Origin of the sequence: Rhizobacter sp. Root1238 (assembly GCF_001425825.1) — a bacterium.
In the GTDB taxonomy this organism is placed as follows: domain Bacteria; phylum Pseudomonadota; class Gammaproteobacteria; order Burkholderiales; family Burkholderiaceae_C; genus Rhizobacter.
This window is the reverse complement of record NZ_LMDM01000005.1, coordinates 53,124-70,985: the sequence shown is the minus strand read 5'-3', so window position 1 is coordinate 70,985 and position 17,862 is coordinate 53,124. Positions and strand designations below refer to the sequence as shown.

The window sequence follows — 17,862 nt, the reverse complement described above, 5'->3', positions numbered from 1 at the left end:
GTTCAGGGTGCCCCGGTCCACCGGAGTGAAACCCTCAGGCCGCGACCAGCGCCGGCTGCCGGTCGCCGACCAGCAGCGTGGTCGCTGTGGCGGCCGGCGCGGGCCGCGAGTGCAGGAAGCCCTGCACGATGTCGCAACCCCAGCCGTCGAGCAGGCTCTGCTGCGCCGGCGTCTCGACGCCTTCGGCGGTGACCGACAAGCCGAGGCTGTGCGCCAGCTCGATCACCGTGCGCACGATGGTGTCGTCCTGCTCGCTCGCGCCGAGCTGGCTGATGAACGAGCGGTCGATCTTCAGCCGGTTCAGCGGGAAGCGGCGCAGGTACGACAGGCTGGCGTAGCCGGTGCCGAAGTCGTCGATCGCCAGCTGCAGCCCGAGCGCGCGCAAGGCATGCAGCCGCGCGACGCTGGCCTCGGCATCGTCCATCACGCTGCCCTCGGTGATCTCGAGCTCGATCTGCGCCGGGTCGACCCCGGTCTCGGCCAGCGTTTCGCGCACCGTCGTCATGAACTCCGGGTGGTTGAACTGGCGCGGCGAGATGTTGACCGCGACCACCGGCGAGCCCAGCCCCGCGTCGGCCCAGGCCTTGGCCTGCAGGCACGACTGGCGCAGCACCCAGGTTCCGATGCGCACGATCAGCCCGGTCTCCTCGGCCAGCGGAATGAACTGCGCCGGCGACACCATCTTGCCGTCGTCGTGCCAGCGCAGCAGCGCCTCGAAGCCCTTGATGCCGCCGCCGCGCGCGCGCTGCCCCTGGTAGAAGACCTCGAAGTCGCCCGACTCCAGCGCCTTCTTCATGCGCGATTCCATGCGCAGCTTGTCGCGCTGGCCTTCGCCGATGCATGCGTTGTAGACCACGTGGCTGTTGCCCGGCTCGGCCTGCGCCTGCAGCTTGGCCAGCTCGGCCAGCCGCGCCACCTCGTCGTGGTTGCTCGCGTCCTTCGGGTATTCGGACGCACCGACGCCGATCGACACCATCAGGTCCTGGTGGCCGATCTCGAACGGCATGTCCATCGCCTCGGTCAGCGCTTCCAGCGAGCGGTGCAGGCGCGGCACGTCGGCGCCGAAGCGGTAGATCGCCGCGAAGGTCACGCCGTCGATGCGGTACAGGCGGCCGGCGTGGCGCGTCGCCGCATCGTCCAGCCGGGTCGCGATCTGGCACAGCAGCGTGTCGCCGAGCTGGTGGCCGACGCTGCCGACGATCAGGCCGAACTGCTTGACCGACAGCGTCACCGCGCAGTACGGCTGGCCGGCCATCGACGCGATGTCGGCCTCCATGGCGCGCCGGTTCAGCAGGCCGGTGACCTTGTCGTGCGTGCTCGCGAATTCCAGCGCCTCGTTGTTGAGGGCGAGCCGGCGGTTCGCGTCGAGCGAGCGCAGGTAGAGCCGCCAGGCCGCGACGACGCCGATCGCCATCGCCGCCACCAGCAGGAAGCCGAGCGCGCGCTCGTTCTTGCGCCGCGAGATCTCGACCGCCTGCAGTTCGTTGTCGTGTTGCAGCTGCTCCAGCTGGCGCTGGCGCTGCTGGAAGCTCGACTCGCGCTGCAGCGCGACGACGGTGCTGTGGCGGTCGCGGCGGTCGAGGTCGGTCTCGAGCAGCAGCGCTTCGCGCAGCCGGTCGAGCGCCAGCGTGGCCTGCCCGGCCCGCTCCAGTGCGGCGGCATAGCGGTTCAGCTGGATCAGGTATTCGGCATTGCGCCCGGCCTTGCCGAGCATCGCCAGGCCCTGGTCGGCGAGCTGCCGGCCGGTCAGCAGGTGACCGGCGCCGAGTTCGGCCAGGCCCTGGTTGACGAGGGCGCGCGCGGCGGTGCCGGTGTCCTGGCGGACGTCGGCCAGGCGCTGCGCCCGCAGTGCGAATTCGCGCGCCACCGGGTAGTCGCGATGGCCGAGGTACAGCGTCGACATCGTCAGCAAGGTGTCGAGCTCGGTGCTGAGCCAGCTGGAGCCGCCCATCTGCGAATTGACGCCCGACGCCGGCCGCAGCACGCTGCCGGTCAGCGCGGCCTGCTGGCGCGCGCGGTCGGCACGTTCGGGCTCGTGCGCCGCTTCGGCGGCCAGCGCCTCCATGATCCACCCCGACGTGATCAGCCCGACGTCGCCGGCGCGGCTGGCGAGCTCGCGCACCCGGCGCGATTCCGCCAGCGCCGAAGCGATGTCGCCCTTGACGATGCGCAGCGGCGTCAGCGCCTGGAAGGCCTGGGCCTCGCGGCGCGGGTTGCGGCCGGCGCGCGCGGCCTGCGCCGCGGCTTCGAGCAGGCGGATGCCTTCGTCGATCTGCCCGTTCGACGTGGCCAGGTCGCCGGCGGTCATGTCGACCCAGTAGCTGAGGTCGGGGCTGCGGACCTTCTCGGCCAGCGGCACCGCACTCTCGATCCAGCCGAATGCCGCGCGCACCTGGCCGGAGAACTGCAGCACGCTGGCCTTCAGCGTGTAGGCCGACGCGAGCGCCGCGGCGTCTTCGGTGCGGCGGCCGATGTCGGTGAGTTCCTCGATCGCGGCCTCGGCCACGGCCGGCTTGTCGATGGCGGCGTGGGCATAGCCCCAGGCGGCCAGGAAGATGCGCAGGTCGTCGCCACCGCTCGCCCGCGCCTGCGCCTCGATCGGGCGCAATTCGGTGATGACCGAGTTGGGTTCGTTGCCGTGGCGGGCTTCGATCGCGAACACCGACGAGCCGATCTCGCCGGCGTGTGCCGGGCGGGCCAGCATCAGCGCACCGCCCGCCAGCAGCCACAGGCAGCCGGCCACGACACAGCGTTGCCAGGGGGTGTTGTTGAAGCAGGCGAAGGAGACCACACGGTCTTATCGGCCCCGCCGGCGAGCGGCTTGAGATGGCCGGACCCGCGGCCGAAGCCGCGTGCCGTGTGCTAAGTCGCGGTTCGGCCGCCGCGTGCTCAGGGCTGCGGGCCGTCGTACCCCTCGATCACGACGATGTCGAGCGTCGACACCTTCTCGCGCAGCCGGATCGCGGCCTGGTAGTCCTCCGACTTCCAGCAGGCGAGCGCCGCTTCGTAGGTCGGGAATTCCAGGACGACGTGCCGGGCGCGGCTGCTGCCCTCGACCACCTCAAAGCCGCCGGCGCGCACCAGGAAGCGCGCACCGAAACGCTTGAACGGCGCGGCATTGGCCGCCTGGTAGGTCTTGTACACCTCGGGATCGGTGATGTCGGCACGCACGATCCAGTAGCCCTTGGGCATGGCAATCTCCAGAGTCTCGGGAAAGACCGGGAGCTTGCCACCAAACGACGCCGTCAGTTGAAAGTCACCGCCGCCGCGTCCGCATTCACCAGCTTCCTGTTCCTGAAGTCGATCGTGAAATGACCGCTCGGCTTGCCCGAGCCCAGGCCCTTGAAGATCGCGAAGACCTGCTTGAACTGGTTCTGGAACAGCACCTGCACCGCGTTCTGGTCCGACGGCTTGTCGGCGACCTTGACGATCGCCGCCGGTGCCGCCGGGAAGGCAGACATCAGCAGCTTGTACTGCCTGACCCGCAGCTCGCCCATGTCGCGCAGCGCCAGCTCGCCGGCATACACCGTGCGATGGAAGTCGCCGTAGAACTCGTACGGCGTCACCTTGGCCAGTGCATCGAAGTCGAGGCCGGCGGCGGTGGCCAGCGCGCGGGCCTTGGCGGCCGCGGCGGCCCAGTCGGCGGCCAGTTGCGTGGCCGGCGGCGTGCCGGCCGCGGCGCAGGCGGCGCTCAGCGGCACGATGCCCGGCGCGTCCTTCAGCTGGGCCAGCGTGACGGCGGTGTCCAGCTGCGACAGCACCAGCATCTGCTGCAGCGTCAGGCCGGTCGCGGCTTCCTTCATCTCGCACGGCCAGTACTCGTCCATGAAGCGCAGGCGCGACAGCTCGCCGAAGTAGTAGCGGGTGAACTCGCCGTAGCTCTTCGTGTCGAGCACGCCGTGGTTCCAGCGCTTGGCGATGTCGGCCGCCGCGGTGCTGGCCTGCAGGTAGTCGTACTCCACCTGGTACTGCGGGAACAGCTCCTTGAAGCGCGGCACGTCGTTCAGCGCGACGGTCTGCACGTCGGCGACGTCGGCGCTCTTGTAGGTGACGATCTTGTAGGCCGCGCCGTACACCGCGAGCGACGGCGACTGCACGTTGGCCAGGTAGCGGCCGTTGGCATCGGTGTACTCGTTGCTGCCGTTGAAGTGCATGTGGCCGCCGACGTGCAGCTGCAGCCCGGTGGCGGCCAGCGCCTGGGTGGTCGCCGATTCGGGCACGCGCGCCGTCTGGAACGCGCCCGACTTGAACACCGCCTTCATCGCGTCGGTCTGGTTCGCGTAGAAGTCCATCGTCGGGTAGTGCGAGAACGCGATCAGCTGCTTGCCCTCGGCCTTGGCGCGCGCGCTCACCTTGGTGATCCACTCGAGCAGGTGCTTCTTGTGCGTCAGCACCTTGTTCCAGCCCGCGTTGCCGGCGCCGTCGTAGCCCTTGAAGCTCTTCGGGTTGGCCGGGTCGAACCTGGCATTCGGGATGTAGACGTTGGCATCGATCGACAGCAGCCACAGGCCCTTGGTCGGCTCGACCAGGTAGCTCGCATCGACCAGGTTGCCGCACCTGGTGTAAGTGGTGCCGGCGACCTTGTAGGCACCGCCCTCGCCTTCGGCACAGATCTCGAACTGGCGGTTCGCGAGGGCCGACTGCGTCTTCGCGTCGGTGTAGTTGTAGCCATTGGCGTACTGGCTGAACGGCGTCTCCCACAGCACGTCGGTCGAGGTCGGCATGAAGCCGAAGTCGCCGAGGCGCGCGATGATGTTCTCGTAGCCGAGTTCCTTCAGCTGGTCGGTGCAGACCACGGTCGGGTCGGCGGCCTTGCAGGCGGCGTTGCCGGTGGCGAACACCTTCTGCTCCTTGCCGTCCTTCGTCAGGAAGTCGTTCTTGCCGGCCTCGTCGTCGTCGAACGGCTCGTTCGGATCGTGGTTGCCCGGCGCGATGAAGAAGCGCATGCCCTTCGCGCGGTACTCCTGCAGGATCGCAGCGATGCCGTCGACGTTGACCGGCTGCGCGTCGTCGGTGTAGTCGCCCGGCAGCGCGACGTACTTGATGCCCTTCGCGAAGGCATCGTCGAGCGCGGCGCGGAAGGCGAAGTAGTTCTCGTTGAACAGGCGCGTCGACGTGAGCTGCGCGTACATCGTGCGGATCGTCGCGTTCTTGCCGCTGGTGGTCGGGATGCCGCTGAAGCTGCTGCTCTTGAAGTCGCCGTACACGTCCTCGAAGTGCACGTCGGTCATCAGCGCGACCGACGGCGAGAACGCCGCCGGCGGGGCCGGCGCCGGCGCGGGGCTGCCGCTGTCGCCACCGCCGCAGGCCGTCACGGCGGCGAGGACGGCAAGGGTCGCGAACGCGGAAGGAATCAGGGTGTGGCGCAGGGAATGCGTCATGGGGAACAGCTCGTCGGTTGCGAAGCCGTCGATGGTGATGTCGGATGGTGACGCGAGCGTGACGCTGGATGTCTGTCGAAAGTGTTTCTCATGCTGGACAAATTTTAGATTTTGATCAGAATGAGAAACACCATGCCAGCGCGTGCACCCGCTCCCAGGCTTGCCAGCGCCGCCTTACTGAAGACGCTGGGCGCTAGCATCCGCGTGCATCGGAAGGCGCTGCGCATCAGCGCAATCACGGCAGCCGAAACCGCAGGAATGTCTCGCGTCACGCTGCACCGCATTGAGCTCGGAGAACCGTCGGTCTCGATCGGCGCCTACATCAACGCCTTGACCGCGCTTGGCTTGTCATTGGAGGTGAAGGACGCCGTCACCCCGCTCGACCGTCCGATCAAGCTGGCGCATTACCCGCAACTGGCTGCATTGACCTGGAGCACACCGCACCTCACGGAGTTGCGGCCGCAAGAAGCGATCGCGCTGTATGAGCGCAATTGGCGTCACGTCGATCCGACGACTCTGGAGTTGGCCGAGCGACGACTGATACGCCACCTGTGCCGCACATTCGGAGTTGGCCCGCTCATCGAGTAGCTCCCCACGTGTCCGCAAAGGCGGGCGCGGGGAGGCTGTGGAGCGCCAATCAGGACGGGGCGCCGGAGCTCGCTGGCTTCGTGGCCCGCGTGCGCAGCACGCTTCGTGATCTGACTGTCGCCGACTGTTTGACCACAGCGAGCGAAGCGAGCGGAGGGAGTTTCGGCGACGGGCCATGAAACCAGTCAGCGCAGGGCAGTCGTCATCCCGCCAGGGACGACGACCGCACCGGCCGGCGAGCCACAGCCTCCCCGCGTCCGCCTTTGCCGCACCGATGCGGGCACAACAAGGCGGGACCCAAGAATCAGCGCCCCAGCTCCTTCAGGTACGCCGCGCGCGCCGCGACGCCGGTGCCGGCGAAATCGGTGAACACGCCATCGATGCCGGCACGGAAGTACGGCAGGTACTCCGCGACCGGGTCGCCGTTGTAGAGGCCCGGCAGGTACTGCTTCTCGTTGCGGAAGGTGTAGCTGTGCACGAACAGCCCGGCCTTGTGCGCATCGGCGATCAGCGCGGTCGGCGTCACGCTGTTGATGTCGGCCATCTTCGTGCCGCCGGCATAGGGCACCTGCTTCCAGGCCATCACCTGCGGTTTCCACGGGCCGATGCCGTCGGCGTAGGTCTTGATCTCGGCCAGGCCGGCGGGCGTCAGCATCGCATCGAAGTAGCGGCCGTCGCCGTTGATCGTCCAGCTGTACGGGCGGCCGTCGACGAAGGTGTAGGCGTCGACCGTCGAGTAGGTGACGACGCCGGTGTCCAGGTGCGTGTCGTTGCCGTCGATCAGCTGGATCACGCGCGACTTCAGCCCGATGCTGCGCAGGTACTTCAGGCTGGCCGGGTCGAAGCTCTGCACGAAGATCGGCGCAGTTGGCGTGTTGAGGTTGTTGTCGACGACGAACTTCAGCACCGCGTCCTCGAACGGGTGGCCGGTCTTCGCGGTGTCGCAGCCGTTGGCGATCGCCTGCTGGTTGTTCCAGTACGGGTTCTTGACCTCCGGGTACACCGTCAGCGCGCGGCCGGTCGACGTGCTCTTCGCCTTCGCGATGGCCAGCACCTCCTGCATCGTCAGCACCGGCTGCGTGCCGTTCTCGGCGGTCGGCCGGTCGGCGCGCGCGTCGTAGGTCGTGCCCTTGATCCACTGCTTCAGCTCGGCCACCGTGAAGTCGGTGATCGACCAGTCGTTGGTGTGGTCCTCGCCGTCGACGACCAGCGACTTCAGCACCGACTTCGGATCGGCCGGGTCGGTCAGGTCGCTCAGGTACTGCTTCGGCTCGCTGGCGCTGGCCACCGTGTAGGTCACGTTGACCAGGCGACCCGGCACCGTGCGCTTGCGGGCCATGACCTCGGGCACGCTGGCGGCGACCGTGGCCACGGTGGTGTTGTCGCTCAGCCAGGGGTTGTGGCGCGCGACCAGCACGCAGTCCTTGCTGAGGTGCAGGTCTTCCTCGAGCGAATCGGCACCCACATCGGCCGCGGCTTCGTACGCCACTTGCGTCTCTTCCGGGTGCAGGCCCGGCAGGCCGCGGTGGCCGATCACCAGCGGCGCCTTGCCGTCCAGCGTCGCGAACGGCTTCGCGGCCGGTGCCGGGTCGTCATCGCTGCCGCCGCAGGCGGACAGCGCAGCGCCGGCGAGCAGCGTCAGCGCGAGGAGGCGGGCACGGGTGGGTCGAACTGCGGTGTGGGGCATGGCGTGTCTGGGTTTTGTCGTGACAGATGAGCCGCCGATGTTCGGCGGGGCGGGTGACAGCGCTGTGACCAAGATAGTTCACCCACCGGCACACGGAAAGCCGGACCGGGGCAGAATCGCCCGCTGCCCCCACTTCGCCCCCCGCGCCATGTCCGACCTGTCCGCCTTCCCGATCACCACCAAATGGCCTGCGCAGCACCCCGAGCGGCTGCAGCTCTATTCGCTGCCGACGCCCAACGGCGTGAAGGTGTCGATCATGCTGGAGGAGACCGGGCTGCCGTACGAGCCGCACCTGGTGCGCTTCGACACCAACGACCAGCTGTCGCCCGAGTTCCTGTCGCTGAACCCGAACAACAAGATCCCGGCGATCCTCGACCCGAACGGACCGGACGGCCGGCCGCTCGCGCTGTTCGAATCGGGTGCGATCCTCGTCTACCTGGCCAGCAAGACCGGGCAGCTGATGCCGGCCGACACCGCCGGCCGCTTCGAGACGCTGCAGTGGGTGATGTTCCAGATGGGCGGCATCGGGCCGATGTTCGGCCAGCTCGGCTTCTTCCACAAGTTCGCCGGCCGCGAGTACGAGGACAAGCGCCCGCGCGACCGCTACGTGGCCGAATCGAAGCGGCTGCTGAAGGTCGTCGACGACCGGCTGAAGGGCCGCGACTGGATCCTCGGCGATGCGTACACCATCGCCGACATCGCGATCTTTCCGTGGATCAACAACCTGTTCGGCTTCTACGAGGCGGGCGACCTGGTCGGCATGGCCGATTTCCCGGAGGTCGCGCGAGTGCTGGCGGCGTTCAAGGCGCGGCCGGCAGTGCAGCGCGGGCTGGGCATTCCGAAGCGGCCGGCCTGATCGCCCGGTAGGAAGGAGACTACGCGCAGCGACGGGGTCTTCCGATCGGCAGTGCGCGCGCCGGTGACTAGAGTGGCTCGAACCGGGCAGTGGTTGCCCGCAAGGAGCAACACCATGTCGTTCGCGCTCTACCTTGTCGGCCTCGTGCTGCTCGTCGGCGGCCTCGCCTGGGGCCTGGTGACCGCCGGGCTCGCGCCGGTCTATGTGGGCATCACCTGCCTGATCGTGCTGGGCATCGGCATCATGATGGCGGTGTCGCGCACCCGCACCAAGGACCCGTCGAACTGATCAGGCGCGGTAGAACGCCTCGACCTGGCCCTTCAGCTTCAGCATCAGCGGCTGGCCCTTGCGGTCGACCTTGCGGCCGGCGGGCACGCGGATCCAGCCTTCGCTGATGCAGTACTCCTCGACGTCGCCACGCTCCTTGCCGTTGAAGCGGATGCCGATCTCGCGCTCGAAGATCGCAGCGACATGGAACGGGCTGCGCGGATCGACCGACAGGCGGTCGGGCAACGCAGGGGGTCCGGCGGGAAGGTCGGCGGGAAGGTCGGCGGGATGGGCCTCGGTCATGGGCAGGTTCCTGTTCTGGAAAGGGAGAAACCCCGCATTTTGCGGCACGCGCCGACGCGGATCACGCCCGCAGCCGGTACCCCGAGGCGTAGACCGACTCGATGTGCAGCGGCGTGCCTTGCTGCTTCGAGACGAGCACGCACTTCTGCCGCAGCTTGTACAGGTGCTGCTCAATGGACCGCTTGTTGGCGAGCTCGGCGTTGCCGAACAGCGCGGCCGACAGCATCTCCACCGTCGCGAGCCGGCCCGGGTGCTCGAACAGCACCTGCGCGAGGCTGCATTCGCGCGCGGTCAGGCGCACGCGGTGGTTCGGTGACGCCAGCGTGGCCTGTGCCGTGTCGAGCGAGTACAGGCCGACCCGCAGCACCAGCCCCTGCGCCGGCGACGCGCCGGCACGCACGCGCGCCAACACGCGCTGGACCAGGCCGGTCGCACCTTCGGCCTCGGTGGCGTAGTCATCGGCACCGCGCATCAGGGCCTGCGCGATCGAATAGGTGTCGCCGGCACCGACCGCGACGATCGGCGCACGCGACGCGCCGCGCGTGCGCAGCACGTCGAGCCAGCCGCGGCTCAGCGCGGTGTCCCCCTGCACGAGGATCGCATCGAAGTCCGTCTCCTTCCAGGCCTCCAGCAAGGTCTCGGGTTCGCTGAACTGTTCGACGTCGATGGAACGGGAAGCAAAGGCGGTCGTCGCGCGGAGACTCTCCGCGCGAAGGGCCCACAGTGCGGCAATCCTCATAGGTCCGTTCGGTTTTTCGGGGGTGCGTGGTTCGGCAGCGGCACGCCTGTCGCTGCAGCTTCAATGCAGCGCAGGTTGCGTGCCCGTTGCCGAAAGGCTGGAACCGTTACCAGCTTCACGCCAATTCGATCGGCGGCCGACCAATCGCGTCAGATGCGGAAACGGGAGCGGTATCTGCCGGACAAAAATTGACGGAATCATGACCAAGCCGGTCGGGTGGTTCATCTCACGACAGTGTCTGTCGACCCATCGTGGCGCGCCATCGGTCGAATGACCGATACCCACCCAGGGCCTGTTGACACTACGGGCCCTGGCGCGCGTACCGCTTCTCCAACTCATCCCACCGCGCCTTGTCGACCAGCCGCTGCCGTTCTGCGAACGGCACGACGAGCGTCGGATCTTCATCGACGCGCCCGGCCTGCTGCAGCGCGCCCAGCACGCGCTGCATGCCGGCCACGGCGCCTTGCAGCGCGGCGTTGGCATACAGCACGAAGCCGTAGCCCAGTGCCTTCAGTTCCTCGGCGCCGACGATCGGCGTCTTGCCACCAATCACCATGTTGACCAGTTGCGGCGTGGCCAGCCGCCGCGGCAGCGCACGCACCTCGTCGGCCGTCGTCACCGCCTCGACGAACAGGATGTCGGCGCCCGCTTCGGCAAAGCGCTGCGCGCGCTCGACCGCCGCATCGAAGCCCTGCGTGGCCGCCGCATCGGTGCGCGCCATGATCAGCAGGTCCGGGTCGCGCCGCGCGTCGACGGCCGCCTTGATCTTGTCCACCGCTTCGTCGAGCGCGATCACGTCCTTGCCGGCGAAATGGCCGCAGCGCTTCGGCGCCACCTGGTCTTCGAGCTGGATGCAGTCGGCACCGGCGCGCTCCAGCGTGCGCACCGTGTGATACACGTTCAACGCATTGCCGAAGCCGGTGTCGGCGTCGACGATCAATGGCAGCTCGACCGCATCGCGGATGCGCGCCGTGTGGTCGGCGATCTCGGCCAGGCCCATGAAGCCCTGGTCCGGCATGCCGAACCACATGTTGGTGACGCCGGCGCCGGTGACGTAGATCGCCTCGAAACCCGCGTCGGCAATGACCCGGGCCGACAGCGCGTTGAACGCGCCGGGAACGATCACGCCGCGCCGGGCGGTGGCCAGGGCCTTGAGGTGTTGACGGGTCGACATGAGGATGCTCTCGTTCAGAAACTGTCGCCGGGCACGCGCACCCAGCCTTCCATCAGCACGCGGGCACTGCGGCTCATCAGGGCCTTCGTGACGGTCCAGCGCCCGTCGGCCTCGCGCGCTTCGGCACCGACGCGCAGCGTGCCCGACGGGTGGCCGAAGCGCACCGCGTTGCGCCTGCCGCCACCGGCCGCCAGGTTCACCAGCGTGCCGGGGATCGCCGCCGCGGTGCCGATCGCGACCGCGGCCGTGCCCATCATCGCGTGGTGCAGCTTGCCCATCGACAGCGCACGCACCAGCAGGTCGATGTCGGCGGCACGCACCAGCTTGCCGCTCGATGCCAGGTAGTCGGCCGGCGGCGCGACGAAGGCGATCTTCGGCGTGTGCTGGCGCGTCGCCGCATCGGCCGCGTCATCGATCAGGCCCATGCGGACGGCGCCCCAGGCGCGGATCGCCTCGAAGCGGGCCAGCGCCTGTGCATCGCCGTTGATCGCGTCCTGCAGTTCGGTGCCGGTGCGGCCGATGTCGCCCGCGTTGACGAAGATGGTCGGGATGCCGGCGTTGATCAGCGTTGCCTTCAGCGTGCCGACGCCGGGCACATCGAGGTCGTCGACGAGCCGCCCGGTCGGGAACATCGCCCCGCCGCCACCTTCGTCCGGCCCTTCGGCCGCCGGGTCCAGGAATTCGAGCTGCACTTCGGCCGCCGGGAAGGCGACGCCATCGAGCTCGAAGTCGCCGGTCTCCTGCACCTGCCCGTCCGCGACAGGCACGTGCGCGACGATGCTCTTGCCGATGTTGGCCTGCCAGATGCGCACGGTGCACAGTCCGTGCTCGGGCACGCGTGCAGCAGGCAGCAGGCCCTGCGCGACCGCGAACGGGCCGACCGCCGCCGACAGGTTGCCGCAGTTGCCCGACCAGTCGATGAAGGCCTGGTCGATGGACACCTGGCCGAACAGGTAGTCGACGTCATGGCCGGGCCGTGTGCTCGGCGACAGGATCACCACCTTCGAGGTCGACGAGGTCGCGCCGCCCAGGCCGTCGATCTGCTTGCCGTAGGGGTCGGGGCTGCCGATCACGCGCATCAGCAGCCGGTCGCGGGCCGGGCCCGGCACCTGGCAGCGCGACGGCAGGTCCTGCAGGCGGAAGAACACGCCCTTGCTGGTCCCCCCACGCAGGTAGACGGCCGGAATCCGAATCTGGGGAATGCTCATGCGCGTAGCCCGGATGCCCATCCGGGGATCAATGCTGCCTCGCGAGGAAATCCTGCGCAAACCGCTGCAGCACCCCACCCGCCCCGTAGACAGACACCTCCTCAGCGGTGTCGAGCCGGCAGCTGACGGCCACGTGCAGCGTCTCGCCATTCTTGCGCAGCACGCGCAGACCCAGCGCTGCGCGCGGTGCAGGTTCGCCCAGCACGTCGTACACCTCGGTGCCGTCGAGCCCGAGCGTCAGCCGGCTGGTGCCGGGCAGAAACTCCAGCGGCAGCACGCCCATGCCGATCAGGTTGGTGCGGTGGATGCGCTCGAAACCTTCGGCCACCACCACCTCGACGCCGGCGAGCCGCACGCCCTTCGCGGCCCAGTCGCGCGAGCTGCCCTGGCCGTAGTCGGCGCCGGCGATGATGATCAGCGGCTGCCGGCGCGCGAGGTAGGTCTCGATCGCCTCCCACATGCGCACCACGCGGCCTTCCGGTTCGATGCGGGCCAGCGAACCGGTGCGCACCATGCCGTCGTCGCCCCGCACCATCTCGTTCTTCAGCGAGGGGTTCGCGAAGGTGGCGCGCATCGCCGTCAGGTGGTCGCCGCGGTGCGTCGCGTACGAGTTGAAGTCGTCCTCCGGCACGCCCATGCGCGCGAGGTACTCGCCGGCCGCCGAGTCGGCGAGGATCGCGTTCGACGGCGACAGATGGTCGGTCGTGATGTTGTCGGGCAGCAGCGCCAGCGGCCGCATGCCGGCGAGCGTGCGCGGGTTCGCGGCGAGCGCGCCCATGCCGTCGCGGTCCCAGTACGGCGGGCGGCGGATGTAGGTCGATTGCGGCCGCCAGTCGTACTGCGGGTTCACGGGTCCGCTGCCGGACTCATGCACCGCGAACATCGGCTCGTAGACCTGCCGGAACATCGCCGGGCGGACCGACGACTGCACCAGCGCATCGATCTCCGCATCGTCCGGCCACAGGTCCTGCAGCCGGATCTCGCGGCCATTCACGACGGCCAGCACATCGCGCTCGATGTCGAAGCGGATCGTTCCGGCGATCGCATACGCCACCACCAGCGGCGGCGACGCGAGGAAGGCCTGCTTCGCCTGCGGGTGGATGCGGCCGTCGAAGTTGCGGTTGCCCGACAGCACCGCGGTGGTGTACAGGTCGCGCTCGACGATCTCGCGCCGGATCGCCGGGTCGAGCGCGCCGCTCATGCCGTTGCAGGTGGTGCAGGCGAAGCCGACGATGCCGAAGCCGAGCGCTTCCAGCTCGGACAGCAGCCCGGCCTGCTGCAGGTACAGCGCCACCGTCTTCGAGCCCGGCGCGAGCGAGGTCTTCACCCAGGGCTTGCGCACCAGGCCCAGCCGGTTCGCGTTGCGCGCCAGCAGCCCGGCGGCGATCACGTTGCGCGGGTTGCTGGTGTTGGTGCAGCTGGTGATCGCGGCGATGATCACCGCGCCCTCGGGCATCAGGCCTTGCGCCTCGTGCGCGCGGGCCTGGTCGAGGTTCGCCGCGATGCCGCGCTCGGCCAGCAGGCGGGTCGGCAGCCGGCGGTGCGGGTTCGACGGCCCGGCGAGGCTGCGCACCACGGTCGACAGGTCGAAGCGCAGCACCCGCTCGTAGCGCACATCGGCCAGCGTGTCGACCCAGAAACCGGCCGTCTTCGCGTAGGTCTCGACCAGCGCCACCTGCTCGCGTTCGCGCCCGGTCAGCCGCAGGTAGTCGAGCGTCTGGCCGTCGATGCAGAACAGCGCCGCGGTGGCGCCGTACTCGGGGCACATGTTCGAGATCGTCGCGCGGTCGCCGATGGTGAGGCCGCGCGTGCCGTCGCCGAAGAACTCGAGGTAGGCGCCGACCACCTTCTGCTGGCGCAGGAATTCGGTGAGCGCGAGCACGATGTCGGTGGCGGTGATGCCGGGCTGGCGGCGGCCGCCCAGCTCGACACCGACGATGTCCGGCAGGCGCATCCACGACGCGCGGCCGAGCATCACGTTCTCGGCCTCCAGCCCGCCGACGCCCACGGCGATCACGCCCAGCGCGTCGACATGCGGCGTGTGGCTGTCGGTGCCGACGCAGGTGTCGGGGTACGCCAGGCCGTCCTGCACCCACACCACCGGCGACATCTTCTCCAGGTTGATCTGGTGCATGATCCCGTTGCCCGGCGGGATCACGTCGACATTGCGGAAGGCGCGCTTCGTCCATTCGATGAAATGGAAGCGGTCTTCGTTGCGGCGGTCCTCGATCGCGCGGTTCTTCGCGAAGGCCTGCGGGTCGTCGCCACCGCACTCCACCGCGAGCGAATGGTCCACGATCAGCTGCACCGGCACCACCGGGTTCACCGCGGCCGGGTCGCCGCCCTGCGCGGCAATGGCATCGCGCAGGCCGGCCAGGTCGACCAGCGCGGTCTGGCCGAGGATGTCGTGGCAGACCACGCGCACCGGGTACCACGGGAAGTCGCGGTCGCGGCGGCGCTCGACGATCTGCAGCAGGCCTTCGTCGCGCAGCGCCGGGTCGCAGCGGCGCACCAGGTTCTCGGCATGCACGCGCGCGGTGTACGGCAGGCCGGCCCACGCGCCGGGGCGCAGCGCGTCGACGGCGGCGCGGGCATCGATGTAGTCGAGCGCGGTGCCGGGCAGGCGCTTGCGGAAAGACTCTGGAGAATGCGACGTCATGCGAAGGTGGCGGGGCGGCCGGGCCACGCGCTGGAGGACCCGTTGCGCAAGCCGCCGGACAGTGTAGACCCGGTGGCGCAGGCCGACGGCCGCTTGCGGCCTGCGCCACTCGGTCCGGCGATCAACCCGCCGCGGCGAGTTCCCGCACCAGCGCCGCGTAGCGCCGCAGCGGTCGGCCCAGCAGTGCCTCCAGCTGCCGCACCGTGCCGGCCGCCGGCTGCATGCCGTGCCGCTGGATCCGGCTCATCATCAGCCGCATGTCGTAGGCCATCCAGCCCGGCGCGGCGGTGGCCAGTTGCGCCTCGAAGGCCTGCAGGTCGTCGCCGCCGTAGCGGATCTCCCGCCCGAGCACCTGGCCCCACACCGCGGCGGCGGACTCGCCGGTGAACGCGTCCGGGCCGACCACCTCCAGGGTCAGGCGCGGCAGCGGCTGCTGCGCCCGATCGCGGCGCTGCAGCTCCGCCACCGCCACATCGGCAACGTCACGCGTGTCGACCATCGCCACGCCGGCCGACCCGATCGGCATCGGATAGACGCCGTAGCCTTCGATGACCGCCTGCACCTGCCGGTCGTTCTGCATGAAGTAGGCCGGCCGCAGCACCGTCGCCGGCAGGTCCAGGTCGTCGATCATCCGCTCCACCGTGTGCTTGCCGGTGAAGTGCGGCACGTCGGTGAACCGGTCCGCGTGGATCACCGACAGGTAGACGATGCGCTCGATGCCGGCCTCGCGGGCCAGGCTGAGCGCCAGCACGGCCTGGGTGACTTCGTCCGGCGTGACCGCATTGAGCAGGAACAGCGTGCGCACGCCGGCCAGGGCGGCACGCATGGACGGCACGTCGGTCATGTCGGCGACGACCTCGGTGACGCCGGCCGGCAGCGCGGCCTTGCCCGGGCTGCGGACCAGCGCCCGAACGGCGGCGCCATGGCGGGCGAGGCCCTGGACGACGAGGGAACCGATGGCGCCCGTGGCGCCGGAGACGAGGATGCTCATGGAAAACTCCTTGGAAGGGTGGGGACAGTGAGAAAGGGGATTCAGGCGGTGAAGTCGACGACCGCCTTGCCGCGGCTCGCGCCGGTGCGATTGCGCTCGATGGCGGCGGGCAGGTCCGCGAAAGGCACGACCTCGCCGACGCGGCCCTGCAGTTCGCCCCGCGACACCTGCTGCGCCAGCCGCTCCAGCAGCGCGGCGTCGGGTTTCATGACGAACCACAGCCCTCGCCGGCCCGCCGGTGTGCGGGCCAGGATCTCGGGCGACGTGGTCGCGACGACCACGCCGGTGCCGGACAACACCTGCCAGCTGCGGTCGAGGACCTCGCCGCCGACGTAGTCGAGCAACAGGTCGATGTCGTTCACCGCGGACTCGAAGCGCTGCGTCTGGTAGTCGATGACCAGGTCGGCACCCAAGGCGCGGACCGCATCGGCATCGCGGCCCGCGGCCGTGGCCACCACGAAGGCACCGGCCTGCTTCGCGAACTGCACCGCAAACGCGCCCAGGCCACCGGCAGCGCCGTGCACCAGCACGCGCCGGCCCGGCCCGATCGGGCCGGCCAGGTACAGGCTCTGCCACGCGGCCAGGGCGGCCACCGGCAGCGCGGCGGCCTGGACGTCATCGAGCGCATCGGGTGTCGGCGCCAGGTTGGTTTCGTCGACGGCCACCAGGTCGGCATAGGCGCCCAGGCGGCCAAGCGGACCCATCACGCGGTCGCCGGGCTGGAAGCGGGTGGCGCCCGGGCCGACCGCCGCCACGACGCCGGCGAGCTCGATGCCGAGCACGGCCGGCAACGTGATCGGGAAGGCGTCGCGGACGTAGCCCTCGCGAACCTTCCAGTCGATCCCGTTGACGCCGGCGGCGCGAACGCTCACCAGCACCTGTCCCGGCCCGGCCACGGGCGCCGCCAGCGTCGAGAGGCGAGCGGCATCGATGCCGCCATAGGTTTCGAGGCTCAGTGTGCGAACGGTTTTCATCTCGGTTCCTTTCCATCTGGGTTGCGATGGATGAACGATAGGCCGTTGCATTCAATAAACACAGACGCCAAACTCGAGACCTACCGTCTCAAATGTGGAACACATGGATCTCAATGCGCTGGCCGACTTCAACCTGGTGGCAACCCACGGCGGCTTCGGGCGTGCGAGCCGGGCCAGCCGCCGCTCGAAGGCCACGCTGTCGCGGCGCATCGCCGACCTGGAGGAGCAGCTGGGTGTGCGGCTGATCGAGCGCAGCGCACAGGGGCTGGAGCTCACCGAAGCGGGCCAGCTGCTGCTCAGCCGGACCGAAGGCCCGATGAACGAGGTGGCGGATGCCGTCACCTCGACGAAGGAGGGAAGCGGCCAGGTCCGCGGGCAGCTGCGCATCGCCGCGCCGCTGCTGTTCTCGCAGCTCGCGATGGGCCGCCTGTGCGCCGACTTCCGAAGCGTCTATCCCGACGTCACGCTGGAGGTGGTGTCCGACGACCGGATGGTGAGCTTGGTCGACGAACGGTTCGACGTGGCGATCCGCGTCAATCCCCCGCCCGACACGGCGCTCGTCGGGCGCTGCTTCGCGAAGGACCGGCTCGTCGTGGTGGCCGCGCCGTCCATCCCGATGCCCGCCGTGGGCGAACAGCCGGTGCGCGTGCCCGCCGTGATGTCGTCACGCGCCAGCGAGAGCTGGATCATCGACGGCGGCAGCCTGAAACTGGAACCGATTCCGGTGCTGCGGCTGTCGTCGATGCTGACGCTCAGGGATGCCGCGATCGCAGGGGCCGGCGCGGCCTTGCTGCCGCAGTCCATCGTCTGGAACCAGCTGACGCGCGGCGAACTCGTGCAATGGGGCGCGGTGGGCGGCGACGACGTGGCGCTGTGGGTGCTCCACGCGTCGCGCCGCCTGGCCAGCCCGAAGGTCAAGGCCTTCGTGGATTTCATCTGCGCGCGCTATCCCGACGGTTCGCTCGTGCTGCCCGGCTGACGCGGCGATGAATACGGCGGCAGGCCGTTGCGCACCTGCCGCCGCGTGCCGCGCGC

The 17,862-nt window shown here is 69.4% G+C and carries 15 protein-coding genes; 4 read left to right on the top strand and 11 right to left on the bottom strand.

Features of this window, described 5'->3' with window-relative positions; all coding sequences use genetic code 11:
* Nucleotides 1-34 precede the first annotated feature (34 nt).
* From ASC98_RS05780 to ASC98_RS05770, 3 genes are all read right to left on the bottom strand, one after another.
* Complete coding sequence (locus tag ASC98_RS05780; RefSeq protein ID WP_157597772.1) at nucleotides 35-2,791, bottom strand: bifunctional diguanylate cyclase/phosphodiesterase; 2,757 nt, start codon at nucleotides 2,789-2,791, stop codon at nucleotides 35-37.
* 98 nt (nucleotides 2,792-2,889) lie between these two features.
* Nucleotides 2,890-3,192, bottom strand: coding sequence for a DUF1330 domain-containing protein (locus ASC98_RS05775; protein WP_056807401.1), 303 nt, complete (start codon nucleotides 3,190-3,192; stop codon nucleotides 2,890-2,892).
* Nucleotides 3,193-3,245: 53 nt separating this feature from the next.
* On the bottom strand, nucleotides 3,246-5,381 hold the full coding sequence (locus ASC98_RS05770) for a metallophosphoesterase (protein WP_056807398.1): 2,136 nt from the start codon (nucleotides 5,379-5,381) through the stop codon (nucleotides 3,246-3,248).
* Nucleotides 5,382-5,513: 132 nt separating this feature from the next.
* Between ASC98_RS05770 and ASC98_RS05765 the strand changes: the two genes are divergently transcribed.
* Nucleotides 5,514-5,969 (top strand): helix-turn-helix domain-containing protein, encoded by a 456-nt coding sequence (locus ASC98_RS05765; RefSeq protein ID WP_056807395.1) that lies wholly within the window; start codon nucleotides 5,514-5,516, stop codon nucleotides 5,967-5,969.
* Nucleotides 5,970-6,273: 304 nt separating this feature from the next.
* Here ASC98_RS05765 and ASC98_RS05760 read toward each other — a convergent pair whose 3' ends face one another.
* Nucleotides 6,274-7,656: a glycerophosphodiester phosphodiesterase family protein gene (locus tag ASC98_RS05760; protein ID WP_056807392.1), complete on the bottom strand. Its 1,383-nt coding sequence runs from the start codon at nucleotides 7,654-7,656 to the stop codon at nucleotides 6,274-6,276.
* Nucleotides 7,657-7,804: 148 nt separating this feature from the next.
* Between ASC98_RS05760 and ASC98_RS05755 the strand changes: the two genes are divergently transcribed.
* Both ASC98_RS05755 and ASC98_RS31245 read left to right on the top strand, forming a co-directional pair.
* Complete coding sequence (locus ASC98_RS05755) at nucleotides 7,805-8,512, top strand: glutathione S-transferase N-terminal domain-containing protein (RefSeq protein ID WP_056807389.1); 708 nt, start codon at nucleotides 7,805-7,807, stop codon at nucleotides 8,510-8,512.
* Nucleotides 8,513-8,626: 114 nt separating this feature from the next.
* The gene (locus ASC98_RS31245) at nucleotides 8,627-8,800 is read left to right on the top strand and encodes a hypothetical protein (protein WP_056807386.1); all 174 of its coding nucleotides are present in this window, start codon (nucleotides 8,627-8,629) and stop codon (nucleotides 8,798-8,800) included.
* On the opposite strand, the gene ASC98_RS05745 is transcribed toward ASC98_RS31245, so the two are convergent.
* The 7 genes from ASC98_RS05745 to ASC98_RS05715 all read right to left on the bottom strand — a co-directional run bounded on the left by ASC98_RS05745 (nucleotide 8,801) and on the right by ASC98_RS05715 (nucleotide 16,827).
* Nucleotides 8,801-9,082 (bottom strand): DUF3297 family protein, encoded by a 282-nt coding sequence (locus ASC98_RS05745; RefSeq protein WP_056807383.1) that lies wholly within the window; start codon nucleotides 9,080-9,082, stop codon nucleotides 8,801-8,803.
* 61 nt (nucleotides 9,083-9,143) lie between these two features.
* Nucleotides 9,144-9,821, bottom strand: a complete 678-nt coding sequence (locus ASC98_RS05740; RefSeq protein ID WP_082541709.1) for a response regulator transcription factor — start codon at nucleotides 9,819-9,821, stop codon at nucleotides 9,144-9,146.
* Nucleotides 9,822-10,122: 301 nt separating this feature from the next.
* Nucleotides 10,123-10,995, bottom strand: a complete 873-nt coding sequence (locus ASC98_RS05735) for an oxaloacetate decarboxylase (RefSeq protein ID WP_056807376.1) — start codon at nucleotides 10,993-10,995, stop codon at nucleotides 10,123-10,125.
* A 14-nt stretch (nucleotides 10,996-11,009) separates the two neighbouring features.
* Nucleotides 11,010-12,203 (bottom strand): 2-methylaconitate cis-trans isomerase PrpF, encoded by a 1,194-nt coding sequence (gene prpF, locus ASC98_RS05730; RefSeq protein ID WP_056807373.1) that lies wholly within the window; start codon nucleotides 12,201-12,203, stop codon nucleotides 11,010-11,012.
* A gap of 28 nt (nucleotides 12,204-12,231) precedes the next feature.
* Entirely contained in the window at nucleotides 12,232-14,862 is a 2,631-nt protein-coding gene (gene acnD / locus ASC98_RS05725) for a Fe/S-dependent 2-methylisocitrate dehydratase AcnD (protein ID WP_056807370.1), read from the bottom strand.
* A 121-nt stretch (nucleotides 14,863-14,983) separates the two neighbouring features.
* Entirely contained in the window at nucleotides 14,984-15,853 is an 870-nt protein-coding gene (locus tag ASC98_RS05720) for an NmrA family NAD(P)-binding protein (protein ID WP_056807367.1), read from the bottom strand.
* Nucleotides 15,854-15,894: 41 nt separating this feature from the next.
* Complete coding sequence (locus ASC98_RS05715; protein WP_056807365.1) at nucleotides 15,895-16,827, bottom strand: NADP-dependent oxidoreductase; 933 nt, start codon at nucleotides 16,825-16,827, stop codon at nucleotides 15,895-15,897.
* A gap of 103 nt (nucleotides 16,828-16,930) precedes the next feature.
* Here ASC98_RS05715 and ASC98_RS05710 point away from each other — a divergent pair, with 103 nt between their 5' ends.
* Nucleotides 16,931-17,806 carry a LysR family transcriptional regulator gene (locus ASC98_RS05710; RefSeq protein ID WP_056807362.1) on the top strand — a complete coding sequence of 292 codons (876 nt, stop codon included), beginning with the start codon at nucleotides 16,931-16,933 and terminating at the stop codon, nucleotides 17,804-17,806.
* Nucleotides 17,807-17,862: the final 56 nt, after the last annotated feature.